This window comes from Formosimonas limnophila (assembly GCF_014652675.1).
GTDB classification, from domain to species: Bacteria; Pseudomonadota; Gammaproteobacteria; order Burkholderiales; family Burkholderiaceae; genus Hydromonas; species Hydromonas limnophila.
The window spans coordinates 1-18,559 of record NZ_BMZG01000012.1 but is presented as its reverse complement, the minus strand read 5'-3'; the positions used below and the strand labels follow the sequence as shown (position 1 = coordinate 18,559).

Below are 18,559 nucleotides of genomic sequence, written 5' to 3'. Positions count from 1 at the left end.
CAATTGATAGTAAGATGCCATGAGACTTTTATAGGGAGAGGACAGGATCATTTTTTATCCGTCTAATGGCCAACTTTGATTTAACTTATCTAAACTTATGAAGCTAATAGAACCAAAATACATTACTTGGCCACGCTTGCAAAAACGTAAAACACTTGAAATCACGAGCAATCAAGTCTTGCTCGACCAGCTAACGCTACGTCCAGTTTCCATCACCAGCACAAGCATCAAGGCTCCTTGGTACATTCCTCTTTGGTTTGGCTTTAATAGGTTATTAGTGGAGTACAAAACCACGGAAGAATCGCAAATCTTCACATTCTGGGATACGACAAGTAACATCACGCAAGCGAATGAGCAAATTCAGCAAGTTGTTCAAGCACAGTTGACCAATTTAATTGAAGAGCAACAGCAAACCATTCATGAGATTGAAGAGCGCAGAACTGCTTTATACAAACCATCACGGTATGTACGACACTCTCAAGCGCACCGTTTTGCTCTCAACGAAGTTCATGACCACAATCGCGCCAAAAGCATCACCGCAGACGTTAAACGACACCCGATGGTTACAGATAAACTCGAAAGCCTCATCAATGAGCTTCAGATGTATGTTGATATCCAAACTGCATCCATAAACAACACAGAGCCAACACGTCTGGCACACAATCAAACGTACCTCAAAGACAGTAAGAGAAATCATTCCGAATATTTTAGGAGTGTAGAAAGCAGCCCTTTAACCGATGAGCAGATTGATGCGGCACTAACCTTTGAAGACATCACGCTGGTGTCCGCTGCGGCAGGCTCAGGTAAAAGCTCGTGTATTGTCGGCAAAGTAGGTTTTGCACTCAAAACAGAATTGTTTCGGGATGATGAAATTCTCATTTTGGCATACAACAAAGATGCGGCGACAGGTTTGCAAGACCGCCTTAACGAGAAGTTAGGGCAATTGCTCAATCGCCCGATCAATGTGGCCTCTCGGACATTTCATAAATTTGGCTTGGACACCTTAATCGAGTACCACGGTGAACAATACAGACCCAAGGTTTTCAAAGAAGATGAAGACGAAGAAGGTAAAATGGTCAAAAAATTGATTGCAGACCTTCTAGCACAAAGCACACGCTTTCAGAACGCAGTCACTGATTGGTATGCCGCTGCGCTTTATGACGCACCCGAACCGATTGGTTGTCCTGATGATATTGACGATTGCGAAAAGAATTATGAGGAACTGTGCCAAAAACGCTTGCGTGAAAAGCGCGATACACCTGCACAAATAAAAGCAGACAATGCACGAAAGGTTTACCAAGGCACCATTCCGACGTTACGTTTAGGCCTGTATGTGCGCTCGTTTGAAGAAAGAGCCATTGCCAATTGGCTGTTTATGCGTGGCGTCAAGTTTGAGTATGAAGCAGCCGATTGGGGCGGGGCCAAACGCATGGGCAATCCCGTCAATAAAAACGGCAATAAAATTCCGTTAAGCCCTGACTTTACCTACACCCTCACGCGCACTTTGCCTACAGGCGAATCCAAAACCATCACCGTGATACACGAGCATTTTGCACTCAACCAAAAAGGGCAAGCCCCCGAATGGATGGGGGGTGATCAGTACGTCCAAAGAGCCAAAGACAAACGGCTCATGTACCAAAAATGGATGAAGGCTTCAAAAAACACCACCAAAGAAGTGATTTTCTTTGAAACCCGCAGCAGTCAAATACGCGATGGTAGTATTTTTGCATACCTCACGGAGCAATTGAACCTGCATGGTATTGAAATCGGATCAGTGGATGAGGAAATCCGTCAAGAAGCCCTTCTAAATTTTAGCAAAATCAACAGCGCAGAACGATTGATCAACAGCTTTGTGGTTCAGTTCAAAAACTCGGGCTTGAGTAAAGATGCTGTTAAAGAGCGGGCGATGCGATCTAATGATCGTTACCGTGCCCTTCTGTTTTTGAAAGTGGCTTTTATGGTATTTGACGCTTACGAAGCCGAGCTTAAAAAAACGGACAAAATTGATTTTGCGGACATGCTGCACAACGCCATGGAGTTATTACAAAGCCACAACGTCAAAACACCCTACCGCTGCATCATGGTAGACGAGTTTCAAGACATTTCTGGGTTAAGAGCTGATCTGATTAAAGCGATACTGGCACAGTCACCTGATGATTCAGTCGTGTTTTGTGTCGGTGATGACTGGCAAACCATCAACCGTTTTGCGGGTTCTGATGTGGGCATCTTTACGGATGTGGCGCAACATTTTGAACGTCATACTCAAAAGCTGGAGTTGACAACAACATTCCGCTGCGCACAGGGGATTGCTGACGTATCGCGTGCATTGATCATGAAAAACCCAAATCAAATGGATAAGCACGTCAATGCTTTTAACCCCGTGCCCAAACTGACCACAGGGGTGCGCCTTGTTTTACATGACTCTACTGAAAACGACCGTAAACAAGCTCTTGTCAGCCAGTTGGAGCATATTACCAAAATCGCCCCTTCCATCGGCTTACCACATCCCACTGTTTTACTGCTACGCAGAACCCGACGGGGGCCTTACACATTGGAGGGCATGCGAGACGACGAATACCTCGATGGTCTATGCAATGCGTTTAAAACGCGCATGGATATAAAACACATGACGATGCATGGCTCTAAGGGATTGGAGGCTGATTTTGTGATTGTGCTGGGTTTGGACTCAGGTGAGCGCGGTTTTCCGAGCAGTCTCCCACCCGAACCTCTATATGATTTGGTCTTGCCAGAGCAAAAAAGTCACATTGAAGAAGAACGCCGATTGTTCTATGTCGCATTGACACGAGCCAAGCATCAGGCCATTGTCTTGACCGATGCCCACAACCCCAGCCTGTTTATCCGAGAACTCAGTCGCATCAACAAAGACTTTGATGCCATCAGATCTGTGGATTTACGAGCCAAGGCAGAGGCTTAAATTATTCGAGTATCAGCGGGATTTTGCCAGAACCTTAGCCACCCCATGAATCGACTTGAGCAACACACCCAATCGCTCATTTTCAAACTTCCCGTGTTCTTTGTACTCGTCCGAATCGAACAAGCCCGCTAGCTCAGACAAGGTGCATTCATCGGCCTGCCTAAAATCCCAACCCAACTCAATCGCGGCGCGATGCCGCGCTTGTTTGAGCTTGCCCGCTAAGGCGTAGCGTCCACTCGGTAAAAAAGGCATCACGGCGAAATCGCGCAGGGTTTGGATTGCTGCCCCCTGCCTCCTGTTCATTGTCTGAATCGGTGGATGGGGCTGTGGGCTTGGATAAAAACACGATGCCATGGTCATCAAACCCGATGTTGAACAGATGCGCCAACTTGTCCAAGCCGTCAATAAACGCCACAAACAATTCTAAAAACGCACTTTCGGGCAAGCCTTCAAACACCTGCATCCGTGCCTCAAGCCACTCACCGTAGGCCTTGGGGTTTTGTGTGTAACTTTGCTCCGCTGGGGGCTGTTCTTTATCAGGGCGGTACAAGGCAGCAGCCATAAAGCCCAATATCCACGTGAACCGCTCGATGGGTCGTGTTGCCCCCATCACAATCTCAGCCTCCACCCCTTCGGCCATATCTCCCGTGATTTGACTCACCGCCCAATCATCGCCCGCGCATTGACCAAGATGAACAAAGTCCAGCTCGTGCTGTTTGCCCGTGAAGAAGTCCGCGTATTTCAAATGCCCAATATCAAAGTTCGGGTGTTCACCCACCATGGACAAGTATTGCCCTTCAATAAAGATGCGTTCCTGCACGGTCAATTGTTGCGGCGTGGCCGTCTCGCCCGTTTGATGCCAAATGAGTGATTCGGTAACTTTCTCGATTAATAGGGATTTGTCGCGTTCGATAAACCCTTTCTCTCGGTTGAGCAACGCCATGGCTGAACCAATCGACATCTCTTTAAGCCGAAAGGTCAGGCGGGCAGTTTTACTCGGTGCACTGGCAATACTCATTAACTCACTCCAAAATAGATTTTACGGATGTCGGCCTCATCCAATGCCGTCAATGTCGCCAAGGTAATCGACAATTCCAAACTGGCGTAATGACCGTTGCTGGTGCGCGGTGAAGTGATCGGTTCTGAAATGGATTCAATCACCATCGGGCTATAAGTGCGCCCTGCGTATTGGAACGCCACCAGACGTGGCGCGATCGAGGGCATCAACGCGTACACGGCAGCCTCTTTGATGCTTTGCTGCTCGGTTGATTTCATCAAACCCACAATCGCGCCGTCGGGTGACAGGCTTTGTGGCAAAGCCCATTGCAGCAATTGAATCAACGGGGCTTCAACTTCGAGCTGCGCATCGCGGTAGGCTCTGAAATACAGCTTGACGGGAATTTTGATGGGCGGCATGTCACTAAAGACTTGCGTAGAGTTCAACTTGGTCAAACCCGTTCGGCCTTTGAATAGATCGAGCATGCTGTTACCCTCTTGCCGTTGGGCTTCACTGGTTGTACCTGTCAGGGATTTGGTCATCTCAACCAGACCACTCAGATAGCCGCTTTGTAGCATGGCCAGCAAGGCAGGGGCTTTGCTGTTGGTACCCGAGTTTTCAAAGGGGGATTGCCAGTTGAACACGTATTCAATCTCACCACCGTCGATTAACGGGGCGTGCACGCTGGTGTTGCCGTCTTTCTCATACCGTTTGGATTCGCCCTCACCCACTTGCACCACAGGGTAAATGTGGGCAATCAGGTGTTTGTTGAGTCCCTGCCACGCCGAACCAACCGACAAATCAAGGCTTGCGCCCTCAATCTGTCCGCCACTGCTTGTGTCACCCGCCCATGCCATGGCCTACAGACCCATTTTCAGGCGTGTGTGGTTTGAGCGAGCCCGTCGAAACTTGGCTTGTGCGGTTTGTGCTTTGAGCTGCATGCGTTTGAGATTGGCTTTGACCTTGGCCGATAAACGAACCGTGCCACTGATGCGCACATTCTTGAGTACCTTGCGACCATTGCGGATGACGGTCTTTTTCTTATAAACGGCATCGAATAAAGCCTCTTGTGCCTGCTCATCGAACACAAAACCGTTCAGCTCCTCATCTGCCGCCTCACCATCAGGCATGCTGCCCGCCAAGAAATCCAGCACGCGATCTGCCGCATCACTGTCCCAATCATCGAGCAATGCACAGGCATCCTCATCCGACACACCTTTACTGGTTAAGTAATCCGCGCCCGCATCGAGCAAGGCTTCGGCAATGGTTTGCTCATCGTCCGACAATTCGCCATCTTTGTCCCCATCAATCACACCAATGAACATGGCCTTGAGTCGATCCGCCAAGGTTTCACCTTCGTCCAGATCATCGGTTTCTAACCAAGTGGTGATAACATTGGTTGCATCGCGCTTGAATGCTTGTTCGTTGAAGGTGGTTTGAGCGGTGGATGCGCCACTCTCGACACCATCCAAATAATGTCCTCTTTGAAGTGGTGCTTGAGGAGTCGGCTTGGGTTGCTCTTGCCGCCCCATACCTGCCTCTTGATAAACGCCGAGTATGTCGAAACTCATGTTGCTCCTTTCAATTGTTTGTCTGTGTTTTGTGTGTTTGGTAATTGGTGTGGCATGTCGGTTCTTTACAGCGTCACTGTGACTGTGATGTGTACCTGTCGCGCCACCCCTTCGGGTCGGCAGATGATGTAAACCAGTAACGTGTCGGTCGGGCGCATTTCGCTTTTGACGATTTGCACCTGATACGGTGCACCGCCGAGTTCTTCAACGGGCAGTAACCACTTTGAGCCGTAGCAAGCTTTGAGCATGAGCTCGACTTGTTGCGTCCCGCCTTTGATGCCCTCGTCCATGCCCTTGAGCACCACAAACGACTTGGCGATCTCAGCGGCCATGTTTTCAATAGAGGTGATGATCTCAACCGCCGATGACAAATTGAAATGGCTGTTGCGCTTCTTCGACAACGTACACACATCCAAAAACGCGTAACGTCCACCGCCAATATAGGACTCATACACGCACGGTGTGATGCCTGCATCCGCGAGCAATGACAATTCTTCTTGCTTTGGCATATAGGTTTGCTTCATGCGTGGGCGCGACACACCGTAATCTCGTCCCGCAATCGGTTGGTGTTTTCTGGGCAAGCCGTAACCATTGACCATGGCATTACGGGCGCACGCATACGCAATCCGCAAATGCCCCGCACCGTAATAGCCCATGCCGTTGATGCCCGTCTCATCCAAAGCCTTGACGGGATGCCAGATCGCAGTAAGCAGCTTTTGATCTAAGTTGAGCTGATTGACCCAAATTGCTGCCTGTTCGGGCGTGAAGGTCGGCGGCACATCAATTGCGCCCGTGGTGTTGGTGTCGTACACGAGCTGATTGAGCTTGTAGACCAGAGCCACTGACTCACTCATCAATGACGATACATAGGTATAACGATACGTTGAGTTGGTCAAACCGAATACCGCTTCATCGTACTGCGCCATGGTGTAACCCGTACCACCTTCATCAAAAGCAAACAGCACCTCAGACAAGGCTTCTTTTTGTTGGCCGAGTTTGTTTTTACCGTAGGCGTTGTTTTGTGGCAAGATTTGTGACGAGGTGGTGAGTAGTAACTCGACATCGTCGGGTAGATAGTTTTCGGCAAACGCGGCGATGTGGTTCGGTAAACCATCCTCATCTTCACTGTGCAAATCCAATGAGCCCGTGATGGTGTGCAATAAGTTTTTGCGATTGTCATATAAGTTGATGGTCACCACCGTCGCGGGCAAACCCGCACCACCGATGTCAGAAACAGCAGGCGCGGACAAGCCCACACGGATACCATCATTGAAACAGCCCAGATGCTTGATGGCAAAAACAAAATCCTCTGCATCGGTCGGTGCATCGTCTTGTACGCTGTAGCGTATTTCGTTCGTACCGTCCTCATCGTATTCATTCTTTGCCACAATCCATTTGATGCGTGCCCCTGCCCCGACCAGTCGCCACACCACGGCAGCCTTCGCCCCTTTGCTCAATGCCTCACGTAAATTACGCTGGGCAATGTTGAGTGGATTAAGACGAATCGGCTCAGGTGTGCCAATCACCTTGTCCATGTTGCCCTTGTGCACCAAGATCGGCTGACCAATCTGACCACGTTTTAAACGGCACATGGCTGCAAACGATTGCTCACGCGTGGCATCAGTGGCAAACCGTTCAGAACGATCTTGCGTTGGGTTAAGCTGTACACCAACCTCAGAACCAAGCTGGCGCGTAAATGCGGTGTTGCTCATGCGACCGCCCCTGCCTGCTCAGACTCGTTGCCTACTGGAGCTTTTTTAGTGGATGCGGCTTTTGTGGTTTTACTGGGCTTGGGCTCTGGTGGCGTTTCGACGGCCTCTGATGAAGCGGCAGACGCGCCCTGTGGTTCTTGTGCATCATCTTGTGTTCTCTCCATTTGGGTGGCTGTTTCAATCTCTGCCTCGTCAATGTCAGACGGTGTTGGCGTGGCTTCTGGTTTTTCAACAGTGATCGCATTGACCCAGCCATTGATTTCACTGATCATTTCAATGTCAGTGGCAAAACGGTTCAACTGATCGCTGTCCCGAAACACAAATGTGCCTGTTTTAGAATCACTTGAATTGCTGCCCAAAGCCACCCCCGCATCACCAAACACCAAGGGCACGGGGACACGACTGGTCAAGATCAGTGTGAGTGGATAGGTCTCAGCGGCAAATGCCCCTTTGACCAGAGTATTGTTGTCTTTGCCCGTGAGTGACGGTGCACCAAGATTGATTTTCTGATTGTTTGTCATGCGATTCCTTTTAATGGTTGCGGGTTGAATGGTGTCGTTTTGTCCAACCGCTGTGTAAATGAGACTGCATCAAAGCCTGTGCAACTTGTGGTCTAAACACCACCAAGACACTCGGAAACGGTGCCGAATTTTTAGCCCCGCCAAACTTCACTCGGCCTTTTAAAAATGTCACCTCGCCATGTATGCAGTAGTGATGCCACCATTTCGTATCGACACGAGCGGGCAAGAGGCACACCACGGTTGCTTGATGGGTCTGCGTGCTTTCAAAGGCTTTCTTGATCCATTGATTAATGGTTCGGCCATAAGGCGGGTTCATCCAACATGTGCCTGACCACACTTGCAACAATCCATTTTGAGCTGGCGTAAAGAACCGCTCGCACTTGGCATTCTCAGGCACAGCACAAACATCTGTTTCAAACTTGAATACAGCGTTAAGCGCATCAAACAGAGCTTGTGGCGTTGCCCAATCATCGCTGTGACTGGAAAATAAGGCTTTGGATACCATCGTTTTGTCCTAACTTAAATGGCGTTGAGAATATCCACCACCCCGCAGCTTTTGGCGTACTGGGCAAATGGGTTGGGTTGAATCACCGACGAGCCTGTCATCAAATACACCTGATTGGCGTTGTCAAACTGCTTCACAGTCGGCGCATACGGTGAGTAGGCAACAAACGGGTTGAAAGAGACTTGCTCTTGATTCGCACCAACCATCACAAGTCGGCCATTGGTGGGTGGCAAGCCTTTACCTTTACCACCCATGTGCAACAGGCCATTGCCCGCAAAGTAGACTTCATATTGGTTATCCAAACGCCCCAAGCGGTAGACGTAAGGACGTTTGGGTAAACCCGAGGGCACAAAGATGGTGCTGTCAAGAGACGCCAAAAGCGCGGCGGCTTTCTCATCGGCATAAAGTATGTTGCCGCCGTGTGAGCCGTTGTCCATGGCCATCTTCTGTGACATCTGATTGAGCGTGACCCGTAAGTCTTTCATGATTTCCGAGGTGGTCTTTTGGTTCATCTGATCGGCTGCGTTGAAGTTAAAGAGCATGTAATTGCTGTGCAAACCAATCACCATGGCATCTTTGATGGCGGTGTAATGATCTTCAATCAGGGCTTGGCGTTGCGCAGCAGCCATGCCGTCGGTCGCAGGATCAATACCGATTTCGTTTTGAAACTGTTTGCGTGACTCTGGCGTGACTTCGACAAACAGACGGTATGGCACGGCGTAAATGCTTTTCTTTTGTGCACTCACACCAATTTGTGGTGTGTAGCGCATGTCTTTGTCTTTTTCCATATCCACAAACCCCACCGCTTGCACAAGCGTATTCTCAGGCAAGTCTGGTATGAATTTGGCACTGACCTCGCCCGTGTCCATAGTGATACTGCCACTCACAGCGTAAAGATCTGTGCCAATCTTGAACGCATTAGAAAACACTTCGACATTCGACTCTGATGCCGAAGTCGCTACCACCACGCCATTGACGCGAATCTGGGTTCGGTTTTTGAGTAAGGGCACCACCATACCGTCAGGGTCGCACTGATACGGTGTCACCATGTTGGCCGTGATTTTGCCATTGCCGTTTTCATCTAAGAGGGTGACGCGCTGCGGTGAGACCAAACGTTTGCCCGCGTTCGCGCCGTCGATGTTGCCGTTTTCTGGGTACAGGCCAAGGGCTTTGATCGCATCGTGTGACGCAATGATGATTTTGCCTTCGTTTGAACCGATGTCCTGTGGCAGATAGGCTGCAAAAGGGACGGCCGTTGCCACTGATACGCGGGTGGCGACGATGGCGCGGTTGGCCTGCATGGAAAGGGAATTGTGTTCTGTGCCAGAAACGCTATCACCTGCGACACTGTCCAAATATCCTTGACCTTGTTGGATGGCATGACTGATGACATCAGCGGTTGGTGAGCGGCCATGGGCGGTGATGAATGCGTCAACCCCTTTGCTCAAGGCCTGTGCCACACTGTCTCGGGCACGTTCGCCGTTGCCTGTGGCCGTGGCGACACTGTCGATATAGGCCTCAATGGTTTCGGGTACGTTTGGGTTACTCAATTGCTGGCTGAGTCTGTCGGTATCGACTTGGGGCGTTGTGGGCGTGATGCCCACTGAATCCATGAAGTGCTGCACTTCGGTATCGGTGGCATTGGTGTATTGCGGCATGTCTGTCCTTTGTCTTTGAAATCAGTCTGTGGGCAAATGGCCTCACATGCCGCAGATTATCAAACACAAAAAAACAGGCTCGGCTCGGTTTTTCCAAAACCACGCTTTGCCTGTTGACGACCTATTGACTGCCTGATGACTTTTCTTGAACCTATGCCGCTGCCAGCTTGCCCTGCACCTCGGCAATCGCTTCATCCAGTGCGGCGATTTGCTCGATCAGTTGCGCTTCAATGGTTTTGACCGTGCTTTTTAAACCTGCCTCTGCTGGGGTTGCGGCCATGGCTTTGGCGAGCTTGGCTTGAAAGGCCGAACGACCCCCCGCCAAACGGTCTGTGATTTGGGCAATCGCTTTGAGCTGATCATCTTGTGCACGAATCGCCAAGTCTTTGCCATTGAGCTTGACCTTAAAAATGTCACCGCTGGACTTGATCTGAAAAATGACGTTCTGCGAATCAGCAAAGGTCAATGACATTTCCCGATACGACACGCCACTGGTGCGCTTGGTGGTTGAGACGTTGGCTGATACAACGGGACATGAGGCCTGCGCAAAATACTTGACCACGTTTTTGGTGGCCGCATCTTTTTGCGTGCCCATTTTGTCAAAATCAAAAATGAAGTTAGGCGATGGCATACTGGTTCTTCCTGTGTGTTGTGTGGGTAGTTATTGTGGTGAGTTGGTGGTGGACTTAAGCCCCGTTGTTGCCGTCTGAATCTGTCATCGTGCCGTCTGCTTTCATATTGCCCGTGCTTCTGATGTTGCCCTGAACAATCAAGTCACCGATAATGGTGGTAGGCGCGGTGATTTTGGTTTGAGCGGCGGCGATGTTGAACTGTGCATCAGCGGCCATTTCAATGTTGTCGTGGTGTAGGCGGCGATAGCCTTTGGCTGTGCCTGTGTTTTTGTTGCGAAACCCAACCACAAACGGCTCATTGGGATTGCCGTTATTGAACTCAACCCACACCGCATCACCTTTGAGCAGTCGAAAATCGGTGTGTGCGGGCTTATCACCCAGCGGAAAACACACTTCGGCCTGTGGCTGCACATTGGCACCATCGGTGTAACCGTCGATGCTGACACGACAAATCTTGCCGTCCCATGAATGGATGGTGGCGGGGATTTTGTTCATACGCGTGCCCCTGTGTACAACTCACCCAGCCAAAAACGTGAACGGTCGGTGACTTGCAAACCATGACCGCCTTGAATGCGTTGGTGAGCGGCAGTGATGACCACGTGGTTTTTACCCGCGACGTCGATCAGGTGGCCTGCGGCGATTTTGGGATTGTAGCGGGTGGTCCATACTTTCTTTTGTAACAAGAAGGTTGATAGGTTGTTGAGCATTTGTTGGTCCGCACTCAAATAGAACTGCGCAGAACGATTGCCCTTGTTGCGGCTATTGGCTAAACTGGCATCATCCTTGGCTGAGAAGTAAGACGGTGCACCATGTCGCTCAAGAAACTGACTGGTCAAGGTTTGCGTGGTGTCCACGGGCAAACGTTCAACAGGCTCCGTCTTGAACATTTCGGCCAAGCGTTGCACACGCACTTGACTGCCTGTCCAGAACAAAGCGGCGGCTTCTTCTTGCAAAGCACGCGCAATCGCAAAGCTCGGGGCTTGACCCACATAGCAGTAAAAACGTTTGACGCGAATATCGCTGCTGATTGAACACGTCGCCCCTGCGGCGCGGTAAATGTCGGTCAGCGGGGCGTTTTCTTTGATGATGGCGGCGTTGCGAATGAAGGCGACTTTGTGACAGGATTCGAGCAAGGCGATGATTTTGTGAAACCCCATCAGACGGTTGCCCTGCACTTGTGCCCCGTCAGCCATGCGGCGGTTGTGAATGATGGTGTAGGCAGCATGCTCATAGCCTGCTGTGATGGTTTGGCCTTCTGCCAATAAGGGCGCAAGCTTATCATCCAATCGCACAACCACCTCTAAGGTGGCTGGTACGGGCGACAGGTCTGTGCGCAGGGTGACACAGGGCGTTAAATCGGCTCGCAGCCATTGGCCGTTCGACAGTTGAATGTCCATACTTCACCTACACCGTGACAATCGCAAAGTCAAAGGCCAAACCTTTGAGCTCATCTTCTTTGATGCTGATGTCACTGGCGATTTCGCTGGACGAACGACCGTATAACTCCACCCCATAAATGCTGGCAGATTCCAACGCGGTGGCATTGGCACGCTCAACATACAGACGAAACAAGGGCATGATTTGTGCCCACTCGGACTGACTGACCATGCTGTCGATGCTCACCATTTGCACATCGGTAAAGTCATATTGGGCGTGGGCAGCATAAAGTCGATAAACATCAACCGCTTGCGTCTGCACCGTGACCTCATCAATCACCACCCCGACCGCACTGGCAATGTACTCAGCGACCCATTCGGCCAAGTTTTGGCGATAAGGCTCAATCGATGTAGCAAGCGTTGTGTCCATGAACCTCAATACCCTGACAGCAATTTACGATTACCCATTTCTTGACGGCCATAGTAGTGATAGCTGATGTCCCCTTCAATCAACAACACTTCGGTATTGCTCGACATATCGGTTTGCGTGCCCGCCGACAAGGCAATGTGCGCGTGACGCAGGTACATGCGATAAGTGTAGTTTTGAGGGTCACCATGATACGCCCATGCATTGAAGTACCCTGCTGGACCACCTGCAATGCCAACAGTGGCAATTCGTGCAATGGTGTTGCGCACATAGGCATCGACGGTTTCCATAAACGTCACCGAACCTGTGAAATAGGTTTTGTTCTGCACAGCCTCACCGCGTTGACCACCCAGTGGCAACGGAATTTCAATCGTGCCTTGTGAGGCCGTCGTCGGAATCGGAAAACCCTTGGTGCGCAGGTACAGTGATTCAGCCCCAATAATCTCTAATGTGAAGTCACTGGTGACGGCATCCGCCCCAAGGGCTTGGGTTTGGTCGTGGAATTGCTCTAAGTATTGGGGGGTATTTAAGGCCATGTGTCCTACTGTGGTTGCATTGGATGATGCAACGATTGTAGGGGGCTTATTTTTAAGGGCGGCTGGGTTTTTCCAAAAACAAACAGACCACAGTTGGGGGATATCAATATGACCGTACTAAAAAGCAGAGTCGCTTGTGCATTTTTTACGGGTGTGAACTTTTACACCCCGTGATTCATACTAATTAAAGTGCTTTAATCGCTCACATCGGCACCTATCAATAAACTAGCAGCATTGGTGGCGAATGACGTACCTGTATCACTCATCACTCAATAGACGAACCAAACCACAACAACTGGAGAAATCGATATGAAACAACGGGACTATACTGTTCTCATCACCGTCTTGCTGATTGCCACTTTGCAAAAGACACACCAATTTGACGGTCAGCTCAATATGCAACACAACGCACAAAGCAAACACACTTCGACATCATTGCTGTGGCATTACTCAAGAGAGTAAAAAGTCGTGGGCATTGAGTTCAACAAAATCATTGCTAATCACCACTCCGTTAGAGACAGACATTAAAACCCAATGACCGTTAAGCCTGCTGTTTCGGCCTGCGCTTTGACTTTATCCAGCAACACATTGGTATGCGAGTCTTTGAGTTCTTGTGGGTCTTGCTTCCCATATAGAGCGATGGTGTCTTTGGCGACAGTGAGTGTGGGCGTGTTGTCCATTAACAGCCATTCGTACACAGGGCTGTAATTGGGTTGGTTGCTGCACACGCGCTGATAACCAGGCTTGCCTGCCACACCGTAAGTTTGGCAGGTGTATTGCCAGTAGGTATCGACTTTTTGCAGCGTACCGATTTTGGTCAGTCGAAACGGGCCGTCATCAGGTTTGACTTCATACACACGCAAAGTCTCGGCATAACGGTACTGACGAATCAGCGGTTTGGCTTCCCCCTGCTTCTCAAAGTTCATCGTGAATACCGCTGGTGCAAAAGCATGGGTCGTTTTTCTATTGGCCTCATTGATTTGCTTGAGCTGGTTGTCGTATTCAGACGACAACACAAAATAGCCCTGTTTGCCATTGGCTTTGACCTGCTCGGGTTGTATGGCTTTGGGGCCAAAAAGTGCACAGCCCGTCAGAGACAAGGTCATCACTGCCAGCATCATTGTGCGCGATGTGGCGTTTGAAAGGGTTGGGTGGGGATTTTTCATGCGAGGCTCGGTGCTGGTTTGAGGGCATTAAACAATGAAGTGATTTTACAACGCTTCGGTAGTTCGATGTCGGACTCAGAGACAAAACTACTCAGGCTGCCATTGTTTAATAAGTCGCCGAATTCGCATGAACCGCACCTCTTTTTTAAGTATCCCCATTTGTTTGGCTAAGTCCTCATCGGGCAATGTACCCAGCATCGACAGATATTGCTCTGACCAAGACTTTGGTTCTGAGGGCATGGTTTTTGGTGTGGGTTCGGACGGCATTTCTAAAGAATTGGTTTGGGTATTAATAGGCTGGGCTTTTTTGCCATAAGGGGTAATGCCCTGCGCATGGCGTTTAAGACAGACCACTTTAGTGCCAATACCAAACTGTTTGGCCAAAGCACGATCCGTGTCCGTTCCCAGTTTATTGAGCATGTCATCAGTCCAAATCGTTCTGGTCCGTGCTTTGGGTGGTTTAACATGAGGCGGTAGATACGCCTTGATGCCAAGCAAGCGGCGTTTGTCACCCACACAAGCATGGTGAATGCCCAACTGTTTACCGATGGCAGCATCAGAGTGTTTGCCCAATAATGCGATCGTCTCATCCGTCCATTTAAATGCAGGGGCTGTGGCATGTGCGGCCTTGATACCTAATTGCGCACGCTTCTTATGAACAACGGTGTGTGGCAAGTTGAGTCGAGCAGCAATGACACTGTCCGCATCTGTGCCTAAGACGGCCAGCATCTCTGATGTCCAGACGGTGTTGGGGGATTTTTGATGATGGGCAGGGATTCCGAGTCTTTTGCGCCTTGTGCTGACCTTGTGGGCAGGAAAGCCCCACTGATTGGCTAACTCTTTATCGGGGGCTGTTCCCAATAACGCCAATTTGTCAGGTGTCCATTCGGGTGTTGGGCAAGCGGGAATGTTTAGCTGCGTGCGTTTGGCTTGGATGCGGGTACCACTCACACCCCATAAACGCGATAAGGAAGCATCAGACTGTGTACCCAACCTAGACAACATCTCATCAGTCCATTGTACAAGTGGTGCTGGCTGTTTGAACGGGGCTATCCCCAACTCTTTGCGCTTAAGTGCAATGGGGGTGTGAGCGATACCGAAACGTTGACTAATTTTTGCATCAGATACTTTACCGAGTAAGGACAGGATTTCGTTTGTCCACTCAATTCGGTAGATGGGTTTGAACGCTTCAATGTTCAAACGCACTCGCACGTTACTGACATGACTTTGACTCACGCCAATTTTACGTGCAGCATCGGCATCGCTCATGGTCCCAAGCAGTGCCACGTCAGCCGCCGTCCAAACGTGCGAGGGGCGGCGTTTCCTGATTTTAGGCTTCACTTTGCGTTGAGGTACGCGTGAGAAAATTAATGGAGAAGTTTCTTTACGTCGAGGCATTTTTTCGTGGATTCGAAGTTTCTCTTTTCGGCTATGATGGCAATTTAGTCTATGACAATCTTACAAAGCTGTGTGTGGCTCATTGTGCTAATGGTTATTGCTGTTGGGTTAAAGTACTGGCTTTACTCAAAGAACAGAATCACACCACCATTCAAACGAACAAAGCTCAAACAAAATATCACTCATCATGAATCATTGGTGATTCACAGCAGCGCACCCAAACCCGCTTGGGTAAAAGATGAGCTGATTCGTTTGAAAGCCCTGATGCCCAATGCAGGCTGTCGGTCACTGTCACTAACATTTAATCGACTCCACGGCAAATCATCACACCACGTGACTGTCGGCAAATCGTTTGTCGCACAAGTCATCAAGAACCATCAATACCAAATCACCATCAAACGCCGAGAAATACGTCGCCGTCCACCACGCCCAGTAGTTATCAATGACACATGGGCTTTGGATTTAACATTTTACCAAGATGCAGGACATGTGCAGTGTTGTGCGCTGGGCATCATTGAACATGGCTCACGCACTGTGGTGCAACTCAAGGCATTGGTTAATCGCCGTTCATGGACATTATTGGGCTACCTGTGTTTAGCGATTGGGCAGTACGGCAAGCCAAAGCGAGTACGTTCTGACAATGAGCGTGTCTTTACAAGCTGGACATTCAGAACGTTTCTCAAGCTAACAGGCATTCATCATCAAACCATTGACACTCATGCACCGTGGCAAAACGGCAAAATTGAGCGGCTCTTTGGTACACTAAAACCCTTGATACGTCAGTTACGCCTCCACGGCAATCTGCAGTTTCAAGCCGCTTTAAACGAGTTCACAGCATTTTACAATCATGTTCGACCACACCAAAATCTTAGTGGACAAACGCCTATAGAGGTATTGCGACAAAACGGGCGTGTCAAAATCAAAAATCAACCGTTCCCAAATAAGGAATCAATTCTCATATCTGCCATGGATGGATTGCTCACGGGGTTTTATATACCACCTGAGTAAAACAGCTTGTTGAACATCACCAAAAAATGCTTGGTGTGTCCGCACTGGCAAGGCATTTGGCTGCCCGTTAATCACCCAATTTGCACGATTCAATCGATTGGACTGTATCGCGTATTAAAAATGCAGTGTAAAACGAGCCAGTTTTAAATGGCTCGTTCTCAATCAAGCAAAATTTTATGAAAATTTCAGAGAAAATCTGATGGCTTTTTAGTGTCCATATCGTGGACGGGACAGCGTGTATGAACCGCCTGACTAAAAACATGACTCACAACTCAAAAACACAATTCAGAAAAACAAATGCTGTCCGAACCAGTAGCACACAAACTCACCTAAAATCCTAAAATAGACTCAAAACCAAACAGCAAAAGAATAATTTACTCAGCCAATTATGGCTCGCCCAGCCTTGGCGGGGCTAAATCAAAACCTAAAATCTTCAAAAATTACGAATTTTGAAGATTGAAATGGTACGGGTGCCACTGGACATGACAGCTTCGCTTATTGCACACTACCGCGCTTTGAAAAAACTTTCCGAATTATTATTTCAGTAAGTGAAACTAACAACCATAAAATCGTAGCCCAAAAATAGCAAATTACGATAGCTATTCCTCCATAAGGCAAAGTTGGTAATACGTGATTAATAATTTTAGCGTTGTTAAAGGTCAAATTATCTTGCTGATAATCTTTATACAAACCAAAAGATAGCAATATCAAAAGAATAATTGAAACAACGCCCCAAATGATAAATGCATTTCTTTTGAAAATTTGATTCGCTTTCAGAGACATCTTATATTCCCACTATAAAAAATGCTTTTTCACAAAGAGCATCATAAAAAAATTGAAAACCAAGTCATCAAATTAGTCTGAAGAGTTAGTCTTAAAAGATATGGGAGCTTAACCAAAAATCAAAACTCTCAGTGTGACAATCACCCAAAAAATATATATTACCGTTAGAAATATTAGGAACCGAATAAATTGTTTTTTCATAGTTTCTTTCTTTAAGCAAAGTTACTTTTGCATTTAATTTCCTAAATCTGGCCAAAGAGACTTGCCAAGTCTGTCTCGCACATTTTTTCTGACATTGGCATCTAAATTTCGGAATAAAGGTATGCCTGCGACGGTATTAAATGTTGCAACAGTACTTGCACTAGCGGTTACTAAACCAACAATAGACCGTGGTTGATTTACACCTTCGCCTATTGTGAGAATTTTCACATCACCATTTGGTGTCACCATGATGCTTCTTTGAATATATCCATCGTGAAAAGTATGATTTTCATAAGTTCCGTTGACCACAGTCATACCTGATCCTGATAAATATTGAGTAATAACATTTCCACCGAGCAGAGCGTGAGCGGTATTTATACCTGGTTGTGTACAGGCAGATTGTCCTGGTGCAGAATTGCAAGCAAGTTCTGCTTTTACCGCATCCAAACAACCTGAATCTTTATTAATGTTACACATAGCTGGACTTGTTAGTTCATATTTATGATATCCAGGTTGAGTTCTATCCCACTTTTTCGATGTGCACTCGCTTGCTAAACAGTTATTCACCGCCGCATTATACCCCGCCGCCCCTGCTGTGACGGCATCTTCAAAGCTGCCACCTGTCGCCCCACCGACAAGTGTTGCTGCGAGTGTTGAGATGGCTCGGATGTCTTCTTTCTCTGCGGTGGTGAGCTGGTCGGATGTTTTGCCATCGTATCTGGTGTTGATGATGATTTGAGCGAGGGCTTCGCCTGTGACAGCACCTGCTGCGCCTGAGGCAGCGTCGTTGCCTGATAGGTAGGCGACGGCGGCTCCGACGGCGGCGTGGGTGAGGAGACGTGCGGCGTTGTTCGCTTCGGTGTCGGGTTGGCGGTCGAAGTAGTCACCGACTTGGCTGGCAAGCAGTGGCGCGGCGGCGTTGGCGATGCCTTGTTGCAAATTGCCGCCTGCGGCACTGGCGAGTAGGCCTGTGATGGCTTGGGAGGCCATGTTGTATTTGCCACCGGGTGCGAAGTCTTTTTGGCCGTCAATGTAGGCTTGATTGGTTTGGAAGTAGCTGCCCAATGTACCATTTCTGGACAGTGTTTCAAACACGGCTTGCTTTTGGCTTTCGGTGGGGTTCTCACCTAAGG

The 18,559-nt window shown here is 48.9% G+C and carries 20 protein-coding genes; 3 read left to right on the top strand and 17 right to left on the bottom strand.

The annotated features are described in order from the left end of the window. Positions 1 to 136: 136 nt before the first annotated feature. Positions 137 to 2,935: a UvrD-helicase domain-containing protein gene (locus tag IE082_RS09970; RefSeq protein WP_189493774.1), complete on the top strand. Its 2,799-nt coding sequence runs from the start codon at positions 137 to 139 to the stop codon at positions 2,933 to 2,935. A 12-nt stretch (positions 2,936 to 2,947) separates the two neighbouring features. Here IE082_RS09970 and IE082_RS09965 read toward each other — a convergent pair whose 3' ends face one another. From IE082_RS09965 to IE082_RS09905, 13 genes are all read right to left on the bottom strand, one after another. Further along, the gene (locus tag IE082_RS09965) at positions 2,948 to 3,190 is read right to left on the bottom strand and encodes a hypothetical protein (protein WP_189493773.1); all 243 of its coding nucleotides are present in this window, start codon (positions 3,188 to 3,190) and stop codon (positions 2,948 to 2,950) included. Next, entirely contained in the window at positions 3,114 to 3,953 is an 840-nt protein-coding gene (locus IE082_RS09960) for a hypothetical protein (RefSeq protein WP_189493772.1), read from the bottom strand. Before IE082_RS09960 ends, IE082_RS09965 begins: the two co-directional genes overlap by 77 nt. Continuing rightward, the gene (locus IE082_RS09955) at positions 3,953 to 4,789 is read right to left on the bottom strand and encodes a hypothetical protein (RefSeq protein WP_189493771.1); all 837 of its coding nucleotides are present in this window, start codon (positions 4,787 to 4,789) and stop codon (positions 3,953 to 3,955) included. The genes IE082_RS09960 and IE082_RS09955 overlap by 1 nt, the downstream gene beginning before the upstream one ends. 3 nt (positions 4,790 to 4,792) lie before the next feature. Continuing rightward, a complete protein-coding gene (locus tag IE082_RS09950; RefSeq protein WP_189493770.1) occupies positions 4,793 to 5,503 on the bottom strand; it encodes a hypothetical protein in 711 nt (236 codons plus the stop codon). 65 nt (positions 5,504 to 5,568) lie between these two features. Next, entirely contained in the window at positions 5,569 to 7,215 is a 1,647-nt protein-coding gene (locus IE082_RS09945; protein ID WP_189493769.1) for a hypothetical protein, read from the bottom strand. Further along, the gene (locus IE082_RS09940) at positions 7,212 to 7,736 is read right to left on the bottom strand and encodes a hypothetical protein (RefSeq protein ID WP_189493768.1); all 525 of its coding nucleotides are present in this window, start codon (positions 7,734 to 7,736) and stop codon (positions 7,212 to 7,214) included. The genes IE082_RS09945 and IE082_RS09940 overlap by 4 nt, the downstream gene beginning before the upstream one ends. 10 nt (positions 7,737 to 7,746) lie before the next feature. Continuing rightward, positions 7,747 to 8,241: a DNA N-6-adenine-methyltransferase gene (locus tag IE082_RS09935; RefSeq protein ID WP_189493767.1), complete on the bottom strand. Its 495-nt coding sequence runs from the start codon at positions 8,239 to 8,241 to the stop codon at positions 7,747 to 7,749. 14 nt (positions 8,242 to 8,255) lie between these two features. Then, positions 8,256 to 9,899, bottom strand: coding sequence for a hypothetical protein (locus IE082_RS09930; protein WP_189493766.1), 1,644 nt, complete (start codon positions 9,897 to 9,899; stop codon positions 8,256 to 8,258). A 151-nt stretch (positions 9,900 to 10,050) separates the two neighbouring features. Then, the gene (locus IE082_RS09925; RefSeq protein WP_189493765.1) at positions 10,051 to 10,530 is read right to left on the bottom strand and encodes a defense against restriction DarA-related protein; all 480 of its coding nucleotides are present in this window, start codon (positions 10,528 to 10,530) and stop codon (positions 10,051 to 10,053) included. 55 nt (positions 10,531 to 10,585) lie between these two features. After that, positions 10,586 to 11,026 (bottom strand): hypothetical protein, encoded by a 441-nt coding sequence (locus IE082_RS09920; RefSeq protein ID WP_189493764.1) that lies wholly within the window; start codon positions 11,024 to 11,026, stop codon positions 10,586 to 10,588. Beyond that, on the bottom strand, positions 11,023 to 11,928 hold the full coding sequence (locus IE082_RS09915; RefSeq protein WP_189493763.1) for a hypothetical protein: 906 nt from the start codon (positions 11,926 to 11,928) through the stop codon (positions 11,023 to 11,025). The genes IE082_RS09920 and IE082_RS09915 overlap by 4 nt, the downstream gene beginning before the upstream one ends. A 7-nt stretch (positions 11,929 to 11,935) precedes the next feature. Then, positions 11,936 to 12,337 (bottom strand): hypothetical protein, encoded by a 402-nt coding sequence (locus IE082_RS09910; RefSeq protein ID WP_189493762.1) that lies wholly within the window; start codon positions 12,335 to 12,337, stop codon positions 11,936 to 11,938. A gap of 5 nt (positions 12,338 to 12,342) precedes the next feature. Further along, complete coding sequence (locus IE082_RS09905) at positions 12,343 to 12,870, bottom strand: hypothetical protein (RefSeq protein ID WP_189493761.1); 528 nt, start codon at positions 12,868 to 12,870, stop codon at positions 12,343 to 12,345. A 309-nt stretch (positions 12,871 to 13,179) separates the two neighbouring features. Here IE082_RS09905 and IE082_RS09900 point away from each other — a divergent pair, with 309 nt between their 5' ends. Continuing rightward, complete coding sequence (locus tag IE082_RS09900; protein WP_189493760.1) at positions 13,180 to 13,332, top strand: hypothetical protein; 153 nt, start codon at positions 13,180 to 13,182, stop codon at positions 13,330 to 13,332. A 62-nt stretch (positions 13,333 to 13,394) separates the two neighbouring features. Here IE082_RS09900 and IE082_RS09895 read toward each other — a convergent pair whose 3' ends face one another. Together IE082_RS09895 and IE082_RS09890 are read right to left on the bottom strand one after the other, a co-directional pair. Beyond that, positions 13,395 to 14,036, bottom strand: a complete 642-nt coding sequence (locus IE082_RS09895) for a hypothetical protein (RefSeq protein WP_189493759.1) — start codon at positions 14,034 to 14,036, stop codon at positions 13,395 to 13,397. An 87-nt stretch (positions 14,037 to 14,123) separates the two neighbouring features. Continuing rightward, entirely contained in the window at positions 14,124 to 15,305 is a 1,182-nt protein-coding gene (locus IE082_RS09890; RefSeq protein ID WP_189493758.1) for a hypothetical protein, read from the bottom strand. A gap of 180 nt (positions 15,306 to 15,485) precedes the next feature. On the opposite strand from IE082_RS09890, the gene IE082_RS09885 reads away from it, so the two are divergent. Then, positions 15,486 to 16,442 (top strand): integrase core domain-containing protein, encoded by a 957-nt coding sequence (locus IE082_RS09885; RefSeq protein WP_189493757.1) that lies wholly within the window; start codon positions 15,486 to 15,488, stop codon positions 16,440 to 16,442. 495 nt (positions 16,443 to 16,937) lie between these two features. On the opposite strand, the gene IE082_RS09880 is transcribed toward IE082_RS09885, so the two are convergent. Continuing rightward, positions 16,938 to 17,225, bottom strand: a complete 288-nt coding sequence (locus tag IE082_RS09880; protein ID WP_189493756.1) for a hypothetical protein — start codon at positions 17,223 to 17,225, stop codon at positions 16,938 to 16,940. A gap of 234 nt (positions 17,226 to 17,459) precedes the next feature. Continuing rightward, positions 17,460 to 18,559: VENN motif pre-toxin domain-containing protein (locus IE082_RS09875; RefSeq protein ID WP_189493755.1), on the bottom strand; the 1,100-nt coding region annotated here is incomplete at its 5' end.